At 35.4% G+C, this 17,317-nt stretch carries 14 protein-coding genes; 7 read left to right on the forward strand and 7 right to left on the reverse strand.

Annotated features, from left to right (window positions below; translation table 11 throughout):
* Positions 1–83 precede the first annotated feature (83 nt).
* The 4 genes from EL260_RS03330 (at position 84) to EL260_RS26095 (ending at position 3,910) form a co-directional block, all read left to right on the forward strand.
* Positions 84–998: a dimethylarginine dimethylaminohydrolase family protein gene (locus tag EL260_RS03330; protein WP_123858842.1), complete on the forward strand. Its 915-nt coding sequence runs from the start codon at positions 84–86 to the stop codon at positions 996–998.
* 84 nt (positions 999–1,082) lie between these two features.
* Positions 1,083–2,006, forward strand: coding sequence for a citrulline utilization hydrolase CtlX (gene ctlX / locus EL260_RS03335; protein WP_123858843.1), 924 nt, complete (start codon positions 1,083–1,085; stop codon positions 2,004–2,006).
* Positions 2,007–2,156: 150 nt separating this feature from the next.
* Positions 2,157–3,743 (forward strand): discoidin domain-containing protein, encoded by a 1,587-nt coding sequence (locus EL260_RS03340; protein WP_228445293.1) that lies wholly within the window; start codon positions 2,157–2,159, stop codon positions 3,741–3,743.
* A gap of 41 nt (positions 3,744–3,784) precedes the next feature.
* Positions 3,785–3,910, forward strand: a complete 126-nt coding sequence (locus EL260_RS26095; RefSeq protein ID WP_262696990.1) for a hypothetical protein — start codon at positions 3,785–3,787, stop codon at positions 3,908–3,910.
* A 47-nt stretch (positions 3,911–3,957) separates the two neighbouring features.
* On the opposite strand, the gene EL260_RS03345 is transcribed toward EL260_RS26095, so the two are convergent.
* From EL260_RS03345 to recJ, 6 genes are all read right to left on the reverse strand, one after another.
* On the reverse strand, positions 3,958–4,812 hold the full coding sequence (locus tag EL260_RS03345) for an alpha/beta hydrolase (protein WP_123858844.1): 855 nt from the start codon (positions 4,810–4,812) through the stop codon (positions 3,958–3,960).
* An 82-nt stretch (positions 4,813–4,894) separates the two neighbouring features.
* A complete protein-coding gene (locus EL260_RS03350; RefSeq protein ID WP_123858845.1) occupies positions 4,895–7,153 on the reverse strand; it encodes a TonB-dependent receptor domain-containing protein in 2,259 nt (752 codons plus the stop codon).
* 43 nt (positions 7,154–7,196) lie between these two features.
* Positions 7,197–9,473, reverse strand: a complete 2,277-nt coding sequence (locus tag EL260_RS03355) for an outer membrane beta-barrel family protein (protein WP_123858846.1) — start codon at positions 9,471–9,473, stop codon at positions 7,197–7,199.
* 243 nt (positions 9,474–9,716) lie between these two features.
* The gene (locus EL260_RS03360; protein ID WP_123858847.1) at positions 9,717–10,055 is read right to left on the reverse strand and encodes a DUF3817 domain-containing protein; all 339 of its coding nucleotides are present in this window, start codon (positions 10,053–10,055) and stop codon (positions 9,717–9,719) included.
* Positions 10,056–10,135: 80 nt separating this feature from the next.
* On the reverse strand, positions 10,136–10,720 hold the full coding sequence (gene nadD / locus EL260_RS03365) for a nicotinate (nicotinamide) nucleotide adenylyltransferase (RefSeq protein WP_123858848.1): 585 nt from the start codon (positions 10,718–10,720) through the stop codon (positions 10,136–10,138).
* Positions 10,721–10,763: 43 nt separating this feature from the next.
* Positions 10,764–12,476, reverse strand: coding sequence for a single-stranded-DNA-specific exonuclease RecJ (gene recJ / locus EL260_RS03370; protein ID WP_123858849.1), 1,713 nt, complete (start codon positions 12,474–12,476; stop codon positions 10,764–10,766).
* 109 nt (positions 12,477–12,585) lie between these two features.
* Here recJ and EL260_RS03375 point away from each other — a divergent pair, with 109 nt between their 5' ends.
* On the forward strand, positions 12,586–13,398 hold the full coding sequence (locus EL260_RS03375) for a M48 family metallopeptidase (protein ID WP_123858850.1): 813 nt from the start codon (positions 12,586–12,588) through the stop codon (positions 13,396–13,398).
* Positions 13,399–13,476: 78 nt separating this feature from the next.
* Here the strand turns inward: EL260_RS03375 and EL260_RS03380 are convergent, their stop codons facing one another.
* Complete coding sequence (locus EL260_RS03380) at positions 13,477–15,099, reverse strand: ABC-F family ATP-binding cassette domain-containing protein (protein ID WP_123858851.1); 1,623 nt, start codon at positions 15,097–15,099, stop codon at positions 13,477–13,479.
* Between the two features lie 121 nt (positions 15,100–15,220).
* Here EL260_RS03380 and smpB point away from each other — a divergent pair, with 121 nt between their 5' ends.
* On the forward strand, positions 15,221–15,679 hold the full coding sequence (smpB, locus tag EL260_RS03385) for an SsrA-binding protein SmpB (protein WP_068940217.1): 459 nt from the start codon (positions 15,221–15,223) through the stop codon (positions 15,677–15,679).
* Positions 15,680–15,756: 77 nt separating this feature from the next.
* Positions 15,757–17,277, forward strand: coding sequence for an OmpA family protein (locus EL260_RS03390; protein WP_123858852.1), 1,521 nt, complete (start codon positions 15,757–15,759; stop codon positions 17,275–17,277).
* Positions 17,278–17,317: the final 40 nt, after the last annotated feature.

Here is a 17,317-nt window from a genome sequence, read left to right on the forward strand (position 1 = left end):
AGGCCAAATTTCAGGCATAAAATAATCCAAAAGTTTTCTAGATAGAGTCCTTTACTTATATTTGTAGTATTGCATAAATCTTTATGAGACTAAACATTAAAAACGAAACGGGAAGGCTGAAGTCAGTAGTTCTAGGCCAGCCTAATTCATTGGGAGCTGTTCCCACGCTAGAGGAAAGTTATGACGCCAAGTCATATTACTCAATCGAACACAACATTTATCCTAAGGAAGTGGATATCATCAATGAGATGAACGCCTTCGAAGAAGTTTTAAAAAAGTATGACGTAGAAGTACTTCGTCCAAGCATTATCCAAGATTATAATCAGGTCTTTTCAAGAGATGTAGCCTTTGTAATTGATGATAAAATGATCATTTCTAATGTGATTGTTGACAGGGCAGATGAGCAGGAAGCCTACAAAAGTGTTTTTGAAAAAGTAGCCTGGAGAAAGATTATCAACCTGCCGGAAACAGCACATATCGAAGGAGGAGATGTTATTGTATGGAATGATTTCCTTTTTATAGGAACCTGCTTCAGTGAAGATTACAGAAATTATAAAACGGCAAGGACCAACGAGTATGCCATCGAAATTTTAAAAGAATACTTTCCGAAGAAAAGAATCATTGATCTTGAACTGAAGAAAAATGATAAAGTTCCGTTTGAAGGAATCTTACATCTGGATTGCACCTTCAATCCGGTAGGAGAAGATAAATGTATCATCTACAAAAACGGTTTTGTAGACGAAAGTGATTACCGTCTTATCATCGATATTTTCGGAGAAGAAAACTGTTTCCATATCAATGATGAAGAAATGTTTGAAATGTTTCCGAATATCTTCTCTATTTCTCCGGATGTTGTAGTTTCAGACAAAGCATTTACCAGAATGAACAATCACTTAAGAGATGTATGGGGAATGACCGTTGAAGAAATTCCTTACAGAGAGATCTCTAAAATGGGTGGCCTGTTGAGATGTTCTACCATGCCGCTTGTGAGAGAATAGTTGAGCGGTAGAGTTTTAGTGTCTGAAAGTGAGAGAGTTTTAATCTTTCAATCTTTTAATTTTTCAATCTTTTAATCAAAAAACATGCAAACGACAGATACAGTATTAATGATAGAACCGATTGCATTCGGTTACAACGCAGAAACTGCAAAAAATAATTACTTTCAGGTAGAACAGACAGGTTCTGATATTCAATCAAAGGCTTTAGCAGAGTTCAATACCTTTGTTGGAAAGCTGAGAGAGAAAGGAATCAATGTAATTACCATAAAAGATACATTAGACCCTCATACACCGGATTCCATTTTCCCTAACAATTGGGTAAGTTTCCACAAAGATGGAAAAGTGGTTTTATATCCGATGTTCGCTTCCAACAGAAGAGTGGAAAGACGAGATGATATTATAGAAAGTATCAAAGATCAGGGATTTGAAGTTGCTGAAATTGACGACTGGTCATTTCCTGAAACTCAGGGACATTTCCTGGAAGGAACAGGAAGTATGATCTTCGATCACGATAATAAGATTGCTTACGGATCTGTTTCCTTGAGATTAGATGAAAATCTATTCAGAGAATTCTGTGAAAAATATGGCTTTACACCAGTAGTTTTCCATTCTTATCAAACGGTGGGTGCAGAAAGACTTCCTATTTATCACACCAATGTAATGATGTGTGTGGCAGATCGGTTTGTAGTTATTTGTCTTGACTGTATTGATGATGAGCTGGAAAGAGAAAAGGTGATTGAAGCCATTAAAAATTCAGGAAAAGAAATCGTTGAAATTTCAGAAGAGCAAATGCAGCAGTTTGCAGGAAATATGCTTCAGGTTCAGAATAAAGAAGGTGAAAAATTCCTTGTTATGAGCCAGACAGCTTATCAATCTTTAACTTCGGAGCAAGTAGCTGCCATTGAAAAATATTGCGAAATTATTTACTCTGATTTAAATACCATTGAAGTAAACGGTGGTGGAAGTGCAAGATGTATGCTTGCTGAGGTTTTTCTTCCTAAAAAATAATTAAAATCATTACCATTATATTCTTCTGACTTTGGAAACAGGGTCAGAAGTTTTTTTTATCATTCAGAGGATAAAAGTTTCTGTATGTTTTTTACATGAAGAAACAGGAAAAAGTTAGCTAACTTTGTCTGGAATGTTTAAAATCTAAAAATGAGACAATACTTTTTATCTTTAGCAATTCTCCTCGGAATATTGGTGGGCGGGCAACAGAAGACGTTCTGTAATCCGATTAATATAGATTATGGATATACTCCTTTTGAAGTCTTTTCAAAACAAGGAAAACATCGTGCTACAGCAGATCCGGTAATTGTCAATTTTAAAGATAAACTTTTCCTTTTCTCTACGAACCAGGAGGGATACTGGTATAGCGATGATATGCTGGATTGGAAGTTTGTAAAAAGAAAATTTCTAAGAGATAATAAATATATTCACGATCTCAATGCTCCGGCAGTATGGGCAATGAAAGATACCCTGTATGTGTATGGCTCTACCTGGGAACAGGATTTCCCCATTTGGAAAAGTACCAATCCCACCAAAGATGATTGGAAAATAGCTGTAGACACCTTAAAGGTTGGCGCTTGGGATCCTGCATTCCATTATGATGAAGATAAAAACAAGCTTTATCTGTATTGGGGTTCCAGCAACGAATGGCCTTTATTAGGAACAGAAGTAAAAGTGAAAACCCTTCAATCTGAAGGCTTTGTAAAACCGATCCTTAAATTGAAGCCGGAAGATCACGGATGGGAAAGGTTTGGAGAATATAACGATAATGTTTTTCTTCAACCCTTTGTGGAAGGAGCCTGGGTGACCAAACACAAAGGAAAATATTATATGCAGTATGGTGCTCCGGCAACAGAGTTTAGCGGATATTCAGATGGTGTATATGTCAGCAAAAATCCTTTGGAAGGCTTCGAATATCAGAAGCACAATCCGTTTTCCTATAAACCGGGAGGATTTGCAAGAGGTGCCGGACATGGGGCAACCTTTGAAGACAATTATAAAAACTGGTGGCATGTTTCAACCATTTTTATTTCCACAAAAAATAACTTTGAAAGAAGACTGGGAATATGGCCGGCAGGATTTGATAAAGATGATGTCATGTATACCAATACAGCTTATGGGGATTACCCGACTTACCTGCCGCAGTATGCGCAAGGGAAAGACTTTTCAAAAGGTCTTTTTGCCGGATGGATGTTGCTGAATTACAATAAGCCCGTTCAGGTTTCATCTACTCTGGGAAGCTATCAGCCCAATTTTGCCGTAGATGAAGATATTAAGACTTATTGGAGTGCAAAAACCGCAAATTCCGGAGAATGGTTTCAGACCGATCTTGGGGAGGTATCCATGATCAATGCCATTCAGATTAACTATGCAGATCAGGACGCAGAGTTTATGGGAAAGACTTTAGGCAAAATGCACCAATACAAAATCTATGGATCAAATGATGGCAAAAAATGGAAGGTCATTGTGGATAAAAGCAAAAACACAAAAGATGTTCCTCATGACTATATTGAGCTTGAAAAGCCAGCAATCGCAAGATTCCTTAAAATAGAAAATCTGAAAATGCCAACAGGGAAATTTGCATTAAGCGGTTTCAGGGTATTCGGGAAAGGAGCAGGAGCAAAACCTAAGAAAGTAGAAGGTTTTGTCCCATTAAGAGCCGATCCTAAGAAATATGGTGAAAGAAGAAGTATCTGGATGAATGGCAGCAAAATCCTGAAGCAGACGGCTACGTAATCTATTGGGGAAAATCTCCTGATAAATTATACGGAAGCATTATGGTATATGGAAAGAACGAATATTTTTTTACAGGTGCAGACAGAACGGATGCTTATTATTTCCAGATTGAAGCTTTCAATGCCAATGGAATGTCTGAAAGAACAGAAATCGTAAAATCTGAATAAATAATTTGGGATATAAAATGAAGCACGCTTTAACTAATTAGGGCGTGCTATTTTTTATCAATATGTTTGATGAATTTTCCAATTTTATCAATAAGAAAAGTATTATTGGGTTGTTTATCCCAATCCAGATGACCTCCATTAAACTCGTATGATTCGTGAACGACATTATTTTTGCTGAGAATAGAATCCAGAATTTTGTTTTGGCTTAAAGGAACCACCCGGTCTGTTGTTCCATAGTAAGAAAGAGTAGGAGCAGATGCTGAGGTAATCCAATGTATTGGGCTGGCAAAGTTGACGGCTGGGGTTCCTGTAGATAATATTTTGGGGTCAACCATGTGCTTTTCTACAAAAGAATATTCTTCATAGTTTTTAAAACCTGTATCTGAAAGATCAGCAGGACCTACTATATTAATAACTGCTTTTACATCTTTATCCGCATCAAAATGATAAGAATAGAGCATAGATAAATGCCCACCTGCACTGTTTCCCAGCAGAAGGAACTTAATTTTATGGTTGAATTTCTTTTTTAGGGCTGTAATGACACTTTTAATATCATTCATTTGGTTAGGAATGGCATATTGTTGTGAAGAAGCAAGTCTGTAATTTATATTAGCAAAGACATGATCCGGAAACCTTTTCATCAAAGAAAGAGTAAAGAGACTGAGCTGGTATTTATCTCCACCATGCCAGCCTCCACCATGAATAATAATAAAAACCTCTTTTTCTCCAGATAATGCTTTGTTAGGAATATAAAGATCCATAACCTGTTCCGGATGATTTCCATAATGTACATTTTTCTCCTTTTTAAAACTGATATTGTTGCCCAGATTGATTTTGTCCTCTTTACAGGCTGTAAGTAAAAAGAAAGTAAAAAAGGTGATGAATACTAAGCTATTTTTCATACAATTAAAGATAAAAAACCTGCTGAAGAATCAACAGGTTTGTGTACAAAATAATTTGATTGAATATGAAGAAAGATAGTTTTTATCTAGTTCTGTTTTTGATAGAATCGGAAGCCCCTTCAATATCTCTTACCTTTTTCAGTTTTTTATTTCCGAAATTGTAAGTAAGGCTCACTGTTAAGTTTCTTTTATACTGATTCTGGTGGATATAGTTATAGTTTCCGTTGCTTTGGTAATCATCAATTACTACAATATTGGTTCTTAAAACATCATTTACATTCAGGGCAAAAGTCCAGTCGTTCCAGTTTTTCTTGATGCTAAGATCTAAACTTGATAAACCTCGTAACATCCCCAATTCTATCTGCTGTTTGTCTATGTAGAAAAAGTTCACTCCAAGGAACCACGTTTTCGCTTTATCAAGACGAATGGTATTATTGGTCTGAATCAAAAGACTGGTAGAATTTACATTATTGACATAGGTTACAAAATTTCCAAGCTCATCTTTGAATCGATCCCCTGTGGTAGGATCCATATCCAAACTTCCGTTGTTACTGTTATGCTGAACTCCTATGCTGAAGTTGGTTGTCCAATACTGTTTAAAGAATGATTTTTGAACTCCTATCATCGCTGACATTTCCTGCTTATCTCCAAAATTGGTTCTAATATATCTTAAAGCAAGATTTTTGCCAGTATTTCCATTAGGCTTCACAGGATAGCCCTGTAGAGGAACCTGGGTGATTGCATCTTTAATATAAGAATGGTTTAAAACTACAAAATATGAATTCTTATACATGTACATTAGCTCTTGATTATAAGTCGAGGAAGCCTTTACAAATGGGTTGTTTTGTGTATAATTGTCATCAGTCAGCTTGTTCACCACAGGATTGATTTCCCAGAAACTTGGTCTTCTCATTCTGCTTGAAAATGAATAGGAAATATTGTTCTTATCATTAATAGTATAGTTAAGGCTCAGGTAAGGAAGAAAATTATTGTAGTTTCTTTCAATTCTTTTAAGAGCTTCTGCCCCTTCAGGTGGATTATCTGAGGTTCCTAAACTATTAGTGATCTCATATCTTGTTCCAATTTTTCCAGAGAACTTATCCGAAAACTTTTTTTCAGCAGTCACATAGAAACCATAGATACTTTCATCATAGATAAAGTGGTTAGGGGCTAACTTTGGCGTATCCTCTGGGTCAAAAAAGTAAGTATCACTTTTTGTATCGTTATCTGTTTGGGTTTTATTATAATTTCCTCCAATGGAAATGGTCAGATCATTTTTAAATTTTTGAATGTAATCCACCATTCCGGAGAAATTGTTGATAATCTGCGGAAGATCCTGGAACATCTGTATAGACTTATTTCCTATGTTTCTGTTGATGTCAGAATTATAAGTAATATTATCTATAGCTTGGAATCTTTTATAATTCAGGTAAGCTGCATTTACATTCAGTTTACTTCCTAAAGAATCGGTTTTCAATTCATAATTTAAATTGAGCGAGTTATTATAACTTCTTGCATCTTCTTTATTTTTGGACCATGTATAACGTGGGCCTTTTTCGTTAACAATAGTATTGAACAAGTTTACCGTTGAATTATAACTCTTATTGGCCCAGGTATTCCAGGATAGAGCTAAGTTGCTTTTATCATTTAACTGATAGTCGATGTTCAGATAACCGCCAATGTTTTTGTTTGGATCATCAATATCACCTGTAGATTCATTGGATGCATTTTTACTGCTGTTCTTCAGAGTATAGGTTTGAGCTTCAATATTTTCACCACCGCTGAGACTGGCACTTATTCCCAGTTTATCTTTTCTGTAGTTAGCAGAGAAACTTGCCTGGCTGGCATTGTATTTACCTTGGGTGTTAGAGAATCTCATATTTCCATTAAGACCATCAATCATTTTTTTCTTTAAAACGATGTTGATGATTCCGTCAGAAGATTCTACCTGATATTCACTTCCCGGAACTGTAATTACCTCAATTTTCTGGATGTTTTCTGCCGGAGTATTTTTAAGGAACTGAGCTAATGATTCTGCATCCATATTGGATTTTCTTCCATTGATGTAGATTAACACATTGTTCTTTCCTGCAATCTTTAATGTTTTATCATCGGTTGAAGACAATAATGGAGTCTGTTTCAGAATATCAAAGGTTGTGTTTCCTTTGGCTATAGGAGAAGAAGCAACATCATATACTAGACGGTCACTTTGTTTTTTGAAAACTTGTTTGGTGATGGTAATCCCTTCTATATTTTTAGTTTTTGTCGAGTCAGATTTCTTTTCCTGTGCAAAAGCACAAGTTCCGAATATGACTGCAATTGACAAAAGTATACGTTTCATGTTTATTTTTTTAAGAGTGGTTAAGAGAGATAAGTTTTATAGATTAGGTTCTTGATTTTACAGCATCATTGGCTGATTTCATTTCCCTCGCTTTTTTCAGTTTCTGATTTCCGAAATTGTAGGTTACTCCAATGCTTATTAATCGTGGGTAGTTAAAGTTGGTTATATTATTATAATTTCCGTTCGGCTGTATACTGTTAACTCTATAAAAACTTTGATTAAATAGGTCATTTGCTTCTGCAACTACAGTCCAATCGCCAATAATTTTTTTCAGACTGATATCAAAGCTCTGTCTTACTCCGATTGTACCACCTTCCATAGCTACTTTGCTTCCGAAAAAGTAATTCACTCCTAGAAACCAGTCTTTTTTAGAAGAAAGACGAACAATATTATTGATGGTTGCAGACATATTATAGTTTTTAACATTAACAATATAAGGTTCGAGTTCTTCCGTTTCGTATGGCCCAAGCTGAGACGTTGGATCTTGCCATACTCCGCCTGTGTAAGTAATATATCCCAGATTCACAGAATAGTTGGTGGTCCAGATATCTTTAAACCAGGACTTGTTCATTCCAAGCGTCAAACTGATTTCTCTATTCTTACCATAATTGGTTCTGATATATCTTAAGAATCTTATTTTATCCATAAGCATATTACCCGCTTCATCGTATAAGTAATTACCATTTTCATCCTTTTGCGGAGTAGTTAAAATTCCCTGTAAAGGAAGCAGGTCAGAAGCTGCAGCATCGTCTACCATTGTATAACTCAGGTTAGCATAAAATGCATTTTTATACATATAGTTCAGCTCCTGATTATAGAATTTAGCTGCCAGGACAAAAGGATTATTTTGGGTATAATTGGTTGGAGTAAAATACGTTCTGGATGGGTTGAGTTCCCAAAATCTTGGTCTTCTGATTCTACTGGAGAAAGTATAACTTAAATTATGGTCGGAATTGATGGCATAGTTTAAATTCAGATAAGGAAGCAGATTATTATAATTTCTTTCAAATCCTGTTTTTCCAAGGATATCTCCGGTACTTCTGGTCATTTCGTAACGGGCACCTATTTTTCCGGATAACTTTTCAGTCAGTTTTCTTTCATAGTTGAGGTAAATACCAATAATATTTTCTTTATAAATGAAATGATTGGTTTGCTTAGTATCCATTACAAATTCATCCCCGATTAATTTGTCCTGTCTGGTATCATTATCTGTATTCGTATAATTATAGCTTACTCCCATTAACCAGGTTGCTCCTTTTGTTGTTTTTTTAAGATAGTCTATATTAGCTGCATAATTGTTGATGATTTGAGGTACAGATTGTTGTAAAGCTGAATACCTTTTTTTGTACGCTTCACTGGAAGGATCAAGATTGAACGGAATACTTTCATTGAAACTTACTTTATTTCTGTTGAACCATAAATAAGAAACATTAGAAGTAAGTTTACTGCCTATAGAATCTGTCTTGATCTCATAATTTAAGTTGAAAGAGTGATTTCTGGTTTGAGCATCTTCATGGTTAACAGTTCTGTCCATTAAGACCCCATTTTGCCAGTTCGTCATATCCAAAATAGAATTGAAACTCTTATTGTATCTCATATTATAGGATAATCCCAGACTTTGATTTTTGCTGATCTCATAATCAATATTAAACCCACCTCCAAAGTTTTTATTAGGATCATCGTTAGAACCATAAGACTCATTTCTGAAAGTTGGGTCTCCATTAGAAAGCGTATATCTTTGTCTTTCTGTCCAGCTACCCATTCTAAAATTAGAATTTCCTGACCATTTCCCCTGTCTGAAGTTAAAAGATCCTCCTGCATTAGGGTTGTTGTAATAAGCTTGCTCGTTCTGCATTTTCAACGTCCCGTTGTAGCCATTATTTTTGTTCCTCTTCATTACAATATTGATAACCCCTTCCTTAGACTCAACTTGGAATTCACTTCCCGGAACCGTAATCACCTCAATTTTCTGAATATCTTCCGATGGAGTAGACTTCAGCATTTCAATCAATGCCTCAGAATCCATATTGGTTTTTTTATTGTTGATGTAAATAACAGCATCAGACTTCCCAAGAATTTTCAGGGTTTTACCATCAATGCTGGAAATCATAGGAGTTTGCTTTAAAAGGTTAAATGTATTGGTACCTTTTGCAATAGGAGAGGCTGCTACATCATACACCAATCGGTCACCCTGCTTTTTGAAAACTTGTTTCTTAATATTGACAGCCTCAATGCTGTTAACCTTCAAACTGTCTTTTTTCTGCTGAGCTGTAGCAAATCCGCTTAAAAATAGGGCTGCAATAAAAATTTGAGTTTTCATGATTATTATATTTTTAGTTTAATAGCTTGTATCGTTTGTTATTTTACATTACAAAGATATATAATAAATTTAGTATCATGCAATACAAAGTACTGAAAAATATTTTTAAATAGTTTTAAATAGTTGATTTTCAGTTGTTAAAATTTTGTATTAAAATATTGCTTGCTTGACCTTTCTGTATAATAAGACAACTGTAACAAGAATTTTGTTACAGCAAAATATGAAATTTTATAAAAAAATAATTTATTCTCTGTCGAACTGAGCCAATTTTTTATCTACCCATACTGTAGCAAAGGGGAAAAAGGCTGCTAATAAAGCGAACACAAAATCTTCGTCATCCCAGTTGTAAATTTTTCTTGCGGGAATGCAGAGTAAAAGATAAAGTGTAAAAAATAACCCATGTAGACTACCAATGACGCTGATGAAAATAATAGAATACAGATTTTCATCATACCGGATCCAGATCATAGCCACACAATATAATAAAACACATGAAATAGCTTCCGCAAGACAAATCTGTTTAAACCATTTGATGAGTTTTTCCTGAGAATATTTTGAGAAGAAATTTTCGATGAAGTTCATTTTTGTAGAATAAGTTGAGTATTAAAGATAAGAGACTCTACAGTTTCCCACTTTAATCTCTTATTAATGGTTTTGCAAAATTACTTATAAAAGTTACTTCCATCCAAATATTCAAAAACTTCAGGTGGTAACATAGGTCTTACATTCTTACCTTCTTTGATCATATTACGGATTTCTGTAGCAGAAAGTTCTATCACAGGAGCTTTTATCAAAGAGATATTTTCATGCTGAAGATATTCTGAATCCTTCTTTTCTCCTTCAAACACTCTTGGATAAACAATGATATGATGATTTTTAATCAGAGCTTCAGAATTTTTCCATTTGTGCAGGCTATCCAGATTGTCCTCGCCCATAATCAGGCTGAAAGAATAGTCTGGGTGTTTTTCATGCAGATAAGTAAGCGTATCAATGGTATAACTTGGCTTTGGAAGAGAAAACTCCACGTTGGAAGCACGCATATTAGGGTAGTTTTTCACTGCCAGCTGAACCATATCTAATCTATTATGGTCTTTCAGTAAAGATTTTTTGTCTTTGAAAGGATTCTGTGGACTTACTACAAGCCACAGCTCATCCATATCCGAATTTTCCAGAATATAATTGGCTAAGATAAGATGTCCGATATGGATCGGATTAAAAGATCCGAAGAATAGACCGATTTTTTTCATGTTTGTTAGATAGTAGATAGGGGAGTATTATAAATGAATATATCTAATCCCTAAACTTTACATCTTTTATATTAAGATAATGAGTCACATTGCCTTTCCAGTGATTTTCTTCCAGTGTAAATGCAAGATCAAAATTTTTATTTTTAAAATCCTCTACAAACTGCCCAAGCTTAAAACCGACACATTCAATATTTCTTCCTGTAGCCTCCTGTTTGATATAAAACTTCAGGTGATTGTTATCTTTACCCATTGTTTTTACATAACCAGAAAGCCTTTGGTTAGTCAAGGTAAAGATAGGTTTCATATTTTGAGGTCCGAAAGGAGCTAGTTTTCTATGAAAGTTGATAAACTCTCTGTTGATCTCATCAACCTTAATTTCAGAATCAATATTAATGGAAGGTTCCTTTTGGTGCTCTTTTATTTTTTCAGAAACAATTTTTTCAAATTTAACTTTGAATGCTTCAAACTTATCTTTCTCCATTGAAAGTCCGGCAGCAGCATGATGTCCCCCGAATTTAAGAAAGTATTCTGAACACATATCAAGAGCTTCATGAACATCAAAATCTGAAACAGATCTTGCAGAAGCAACCATTTCACCATTATTACCGTCTGTAAAGACCAATGTAGGTTTATAATAGGTTTCAATAAGTCTTGACGCCACAATTCCAATTACACCTTTGTTCCATTCGGGGTGATAAACAATGGTAGTATGCTTTGTTTCCTGTTGGGATTCTATAATCTGATTCAAAGCGGAAAGGGTAGAGTTCATATCCAGTTCGCGTCTTTCATCATTGAGGTTCATGATATCACCTACGATCTGGTTGGCATGTTTCAGGTTTTCAGAAACCATAAGTTCTACAGCCGCTTTTCCATGGGAAATTCTTCCCGCAGCATTTATCTTAGGCGCAATTTCAAAAACAATATTTGAAATTTCGAAATGAGACAGTTTATCCTCTGGAATTAATAATCTTAACCCAAGATTTCTTGTTTTTCTAAGGGTTTTTAATCCCATTTTAGCAAGAACTCTGTTTTCTCCAGTCATCGAAACAATATCTGCAGCGATGGATATAGCCAGAAGATCTGTGAGTTCAAATAATTCAGCATCCGGAAGTTTGTAGATGGTATTCAGTCCCTGGCAAAGTTTAAAACCTACACCACATCCTGAAAGTTCCTTGAACGGATATCGGCAGTCACTTCTTTTAGGATCAAGTACAGCTGCAGCATCAGGAATCTCTTCACCGGGAAGGTGATGATCACAAATAATAAAATCTATGTCCAGGCTGGAGGCATAATTAATCATATCAAGAGCTTTAATTCCGCAATCTAGTGCAATGATTAATGAAAAACCATTCTCTTTGGCAAAATCAATTCCCTCTGTAGAAATTCCGTATCCTTCAGAATTCCTGTCCGGAATATAGTAATCCAGATATTTTTTCTCAACAATTTTGCTGAGGTAAAGGTACATTAAGGCAACGGCGGTGGTTCCGTCCACATCATAGTCACCATATACTAATATTTTTTCACCATTTTCTATTGCAGTGGCAATACGCTCTACAGCTTTTTGCATGTCTGCCATTAAAAACGGGCTGTGTATATCGGTAAGGTTTGGTTTGAAAAATTCTCTCGCCTTCTGATAATTGTCAATTCCTCTTAGAACGAGAAGTTTAGATTCAAAAGTGCCAAAACCAAGTGACGAACTTAGTCCATCCACAACTTCCTCATCGGGTTCGGGCTTGTAAATCCATTTTTGACTCATGTTCACAAAAATAAGGAAAAAAAATAGCATTTTGATTGGATAGGGAACGAAGTTTTGACTTAAAGATTGTTAAAAATTGATTACCTTCGTGCTCCAAATTTAAATGAGTATGAAAAAAATTATCGTATGCCTTGCATTTTTAGGGGCAATGAATTCGATCAGTGCACAGAAAATCAATCTTGGAAAAGCTGCCGGGATTGTTTCAAATGGTGCCAAAGCTTTAACGTTTACTAACGAAGATGCTATTAAATTATCCAAAGAATCTGTAGATTGGATGGATAAAAACAATACTGTAGCAGGACCCAAAGATCCTTACACAGTAAGACTGAACAAATTGTTTGGAAAACACAAAACACAAGATGGTTTGAATTTGAACTATAAAGTGTATAAAGTGAAAGATATCAATGCTTTTGCTTGTGCGGATGGAAGTGTACGTGTGTTTTCTTCCCTGATGGATATTATGACAGATAATGAATTACTGGCTGTAATTGGTCACGAAATTGGTCATGTTAAAAATCAGGATACAAAAGATGCCATGAAATCTGCTTATTTAAAAGCAGCAGCATTAGATGCAGCATCATCTGCTTCTAACGCAGTAGCTACTCTTAATGAAAGCCAGGTTGGGAAAATGGCCAATGCATTTTTAGATGCCTCCCACAGCAAAAAGCAGGAATCTGAAGCAGATACTTATTCTTATGACTTTATGAAAGCTAATAAATATGATGTAGTAGGTGCTTATACAGCTTTCAGAAAGTTAGCATTGTTATCTGAAGGAAGTGCACAATCTGGTTTTGAAAAAATGTTTAACTCTCACCCGGATAGTGAAAAAAGAGCTCAAGCAATCAAAAAGAGAGCAGAAAAAGACGGATTATGGAAAGATCCGGGAACTGTTTCACTTCCTACAACAAAACTTACAAAATAATTATTTTATTTATTGTTTAAACAAAAATACCTCAAGGCAATGCTTTGAGGTATTTTTATATTCATTTGGTATATCAGATTAAGAATACATCTTTTCTCTTAATTCTTTTACTTTTTTATCAGCAAGATATTCGTCATAAGTCATTTCTCTGTCGATAATTCCATTAGGAGTTAATTCAATAATTCTGTTACAGACCGTTGACAACATTTCGTGGTCATGAGAAGCCAATAATAGATTTCCTTTGAAATTAGACAATGAGTTGTTCAATGTTGTGATACTTTCAAGGTCTAAGTGGTTGGTAGGTTCATCCAATAAAAGAACGTTAGCTTTCTGAAGCATCATTCTACTGAACATACATCTCATTTTTTCACCTCCTGAAAGTACTTTACAAGATTTCAACGCTTCATCACCAGAGAATAGCATTCTTCCTAGGAATCCTCTTACGAATTCTTCGTGACGCTCTTCATCATTTTTAGTGAATTGTCTTAACCAATCAACCAAACTTAAATCTTCCTGGAAGAAATTGGTGTTATCTAAAGGCATGTGAGATTGGTTCGTAGTAACTCCCCAAGCAACAGTTCCTTTGTCTGCTTCAACGTTTCCAGCCAAAATTTCAAAAAATTCCGTGATGGCTAAAGAGTTTTTAGAAAGTACAGCTACTTTATCTCCCTTTTTAAGGTTTAAATCAATGTTAGAGAATAATAATTCTCCGTCTTTTGTTTTTTCAAGACCTTTTACATCAAGAATCTGATCTCCTGCTTCTCTTTCCATTTCGAAAATGATAGCCGGGTATCTTCTTGAAGAAGGCTTAATATCGTCAATATTTAATTTGTCGATCATTTTCTTTCTTGCAGTAGCCTGTTTAGCCTTAGCAACGTTAGAACTGAATCGGGCAATGAAGTCCTGAAGTTCTTTTTTCTTCTCTTCAGCTTTTTTATTAGCCTGAGCTCTTTGTCTTGTTGCTAATTGAGATGCCTGGTACCAGAAAGAATAGTTACCCGTGTAAAGGTTAAGTTTCGCATAATCTAAATCTCCAATGTGAGTACACACTGTATCTAAGAAGTGACGGTCGTGAGAAACTACGATTACCGTGTTTTCATAATCAGCAAGGAAATCTTCTAACCAAGAGATCGTATCAATGTCAAGGTCATTGGTAGGTTCATCCAGGATCAATACATCAGGATTTCCAAAAAGTGCCTGAGCCAAAAGAACCTTTACTTTATCTTTGTTCTCAAGTTCACTCATCGTTTGCCAGTGCATTTCATCTTTAACACCTACATTGGAAAGCATGGTTTGTGCATCTGATTCCGCAGTCCATCCACCCATTTCATCATAGATTACCCCCAATTCACCTGCTTTAATTCCATCTTCATCGGAGAAATCTTCTTTTGCGTATAACGCATCCATTTCCTCCTTTATCTCAAATAATTTTTTATTACCTCTTAATACAGCTTCAAGAACAGTATACTGATCATAAGCAAAGTGATCCTGCTCTAAAACTGACATTCTTTTCCCTGGTTCCAGAGACACGTGACCTGTTGTAGGATCTTGCTTTCCTGTTAATATTTTAAGGAATGTAGACTTTCCTGCCCCGTTTGCTCCGATGATCCCGTAGCAGTTTCCTTTGGTAAACATAATATTTACCTCGTCAAAAAGAACTCTTTTCCCGAATTGTAAAGATAAGTTAGATACTGTTAACATATAGTTTTGTAAATTTGGCGCAAAAATACAAAAAGAATTTGGGTATATTGTAATAATATAATAGTCAAGTTTTTAAATGTATGGTATTTTTTATATATTTCATTAACGAAATTTTATAATAATGAAGATTGAGAAAACAGTTAATATATTAAATAAAAGAGCCCGCTTTGAATATGAGATTCTTGAAGAATACGAAGCCGGGATGGTTTTAACGGGTACGGAAATAAAATCTTTGCGTTCCTCTAAAGCATCTATCACAGAATCGTTCTGTCAGTTTATTGATGGGGAATTATACATCATTAATATGATGATTGATGAATATAAATTGGGAACTTTTTACAACCATAAGACAAAAAGGGAACGGAAATTGCTCTTGCACAAAAAAGAATTGCAAAAACTTGAAAAAAAGTTAAAGGATGCAGGAAACACGATTATAGCTTTAAAATTATATATCACTGATCGAGGTAAAGCAAAAGTGCTGATAGCGCTGGGTAGAGGGAAAAAACTTTTCGATAAAAGAGAGGCCATTAAAGATAGAGAAAATAAGCGGAACCTGGACAGAATATTAAAGAAAAGTTAAAAATCATTTGAAAAACTTTGTATATAAAGAAAAATTATATTTATTTTGCATTATCAATTATTTAATCATTTAATTCTATGAAAAATCTAAAATTAGGAATTTCAGCATTGGCGCTTACTGTTGCTTCTACTGTTTTCGCACAGACTACCAACAATCCGTGGTTAATCGGAGTTGGTGCTCACGCAGAAAACCATGTAGCTGCACGTGCAGGTTTCAGTAATACGTTCTCTGCGAAAAATTTGACAAAGAATCTGTTCAATATGAACAGCTATTCTATTACACCTCCATTATCTAAGTTAACAGTTGCTAGAAACATTGGTAAAGGTTTAGTAATTGACTGGCAAACTTCTGTTGGAAATGTTGAAAACAAAAGATTCAACATGGGGAAAGAATTTTTCCTAATGACAGGTATTGGTTTCCAGGCTAAAGCTGCAGGTCTTTTATGGAACGAAGAATCTTGGTTTGATCCATATTTAAGAGTTGGTGCTAACTACCTAAGACATGACTATACAGGTCAAGCTTTCCCTAAAAATGGACTTGATGCTAATGGAAATGTATTAGATTACAATGTACCTAATGGAAAAGATGGTAACGAGAATGGTAAAGCTAACCACTTTGCTGTATCTACAGGTGCTGGTGCTAACTTCTGGGTAACTAAAAACTTCGGTCTTGGTATCCAAGGAGATTATGTATCAACTCCAGGTGATAAATCTACAGTTGCTAACTTCTGGCAAGCTTCTGCTTCTATCTTATTCAGATTCGGAAACAGAGACAGAGATAAGGATGGTATCCTAGACAAAGACGATCTTTGCCCAGATACTCCAGGTTTACCAGAATTCCAAGGATGTCCTGATACTGACGGAGATGGAGTTCCAGATAAAGACGATCAATGTCCAGATGTAGCTGGTCCAGTTGAAAACAACGGTTGTCCTTGGCCAGATACAGACGGTGATGGTGTTATCGACAAAGATGATGCTTGTCCTACTGTTGCAGGTCCTGCTGAAAACAAAGGTTGTCCTTGGCCAGATACAGACGGTGACGGTATCCTTGATAAAGATGATGCTTGTCCTACTGTTCCAGGTCTTCCAGAATACAACGGATGTCCTAAGCCTAAGACTGTAACTGCTAAAGATGTTGAAACTAAATTAGGAAGCGTATTCTTCGATTTCAATAAAGCTACAATTAAAGCTGAATCTAAACCAGCTCTAGATCAGGCTGCTGAAATTATTAAGAAGGATGGTGGTCACTATCTATTAGAAGGTAGAACTGATGCTAAAGGTGCTGCTGCTTACAACTTGAAATTATCTAGACAAAGAGCTGCTTCTGTAGTTGCTGCTTTAGATACAAGAGGTGTTGAAACTAACGCTCTTAAATCAATCGGTGTAGGTTCTGCTAAAGCTACAGTTCCTGCTAAAGCTACTGACGCTGAAAGACAAGTAGACAGAAAAGTTGTTGTAACTGCTATTGAAGATGATGCTCAATGGAATGCTCTTAAGAAAAGAGATTACGATGATCCAACTCCAGTAAAAGTGAAAAAAGCTACTAAAAAAGGAGGTAAAAAAGCTCCTGCGAAAAAAGTAGTTAAAAAGAAAAAATAATTAATTTTTCTAAATAATGAATACCTCCAATTTTTTTTGG

Source organism: Chryseobacterium nakagawai (assembly GCF_900637665.1).
In the GTDB taxonomy this organism is placed as follows: Bacteria; Bacteroidota; Bacteroidia; order Flavobacteriales; family Weeksellaceae; genus Chryseobacterium; species Chryseobacterium nakagawai.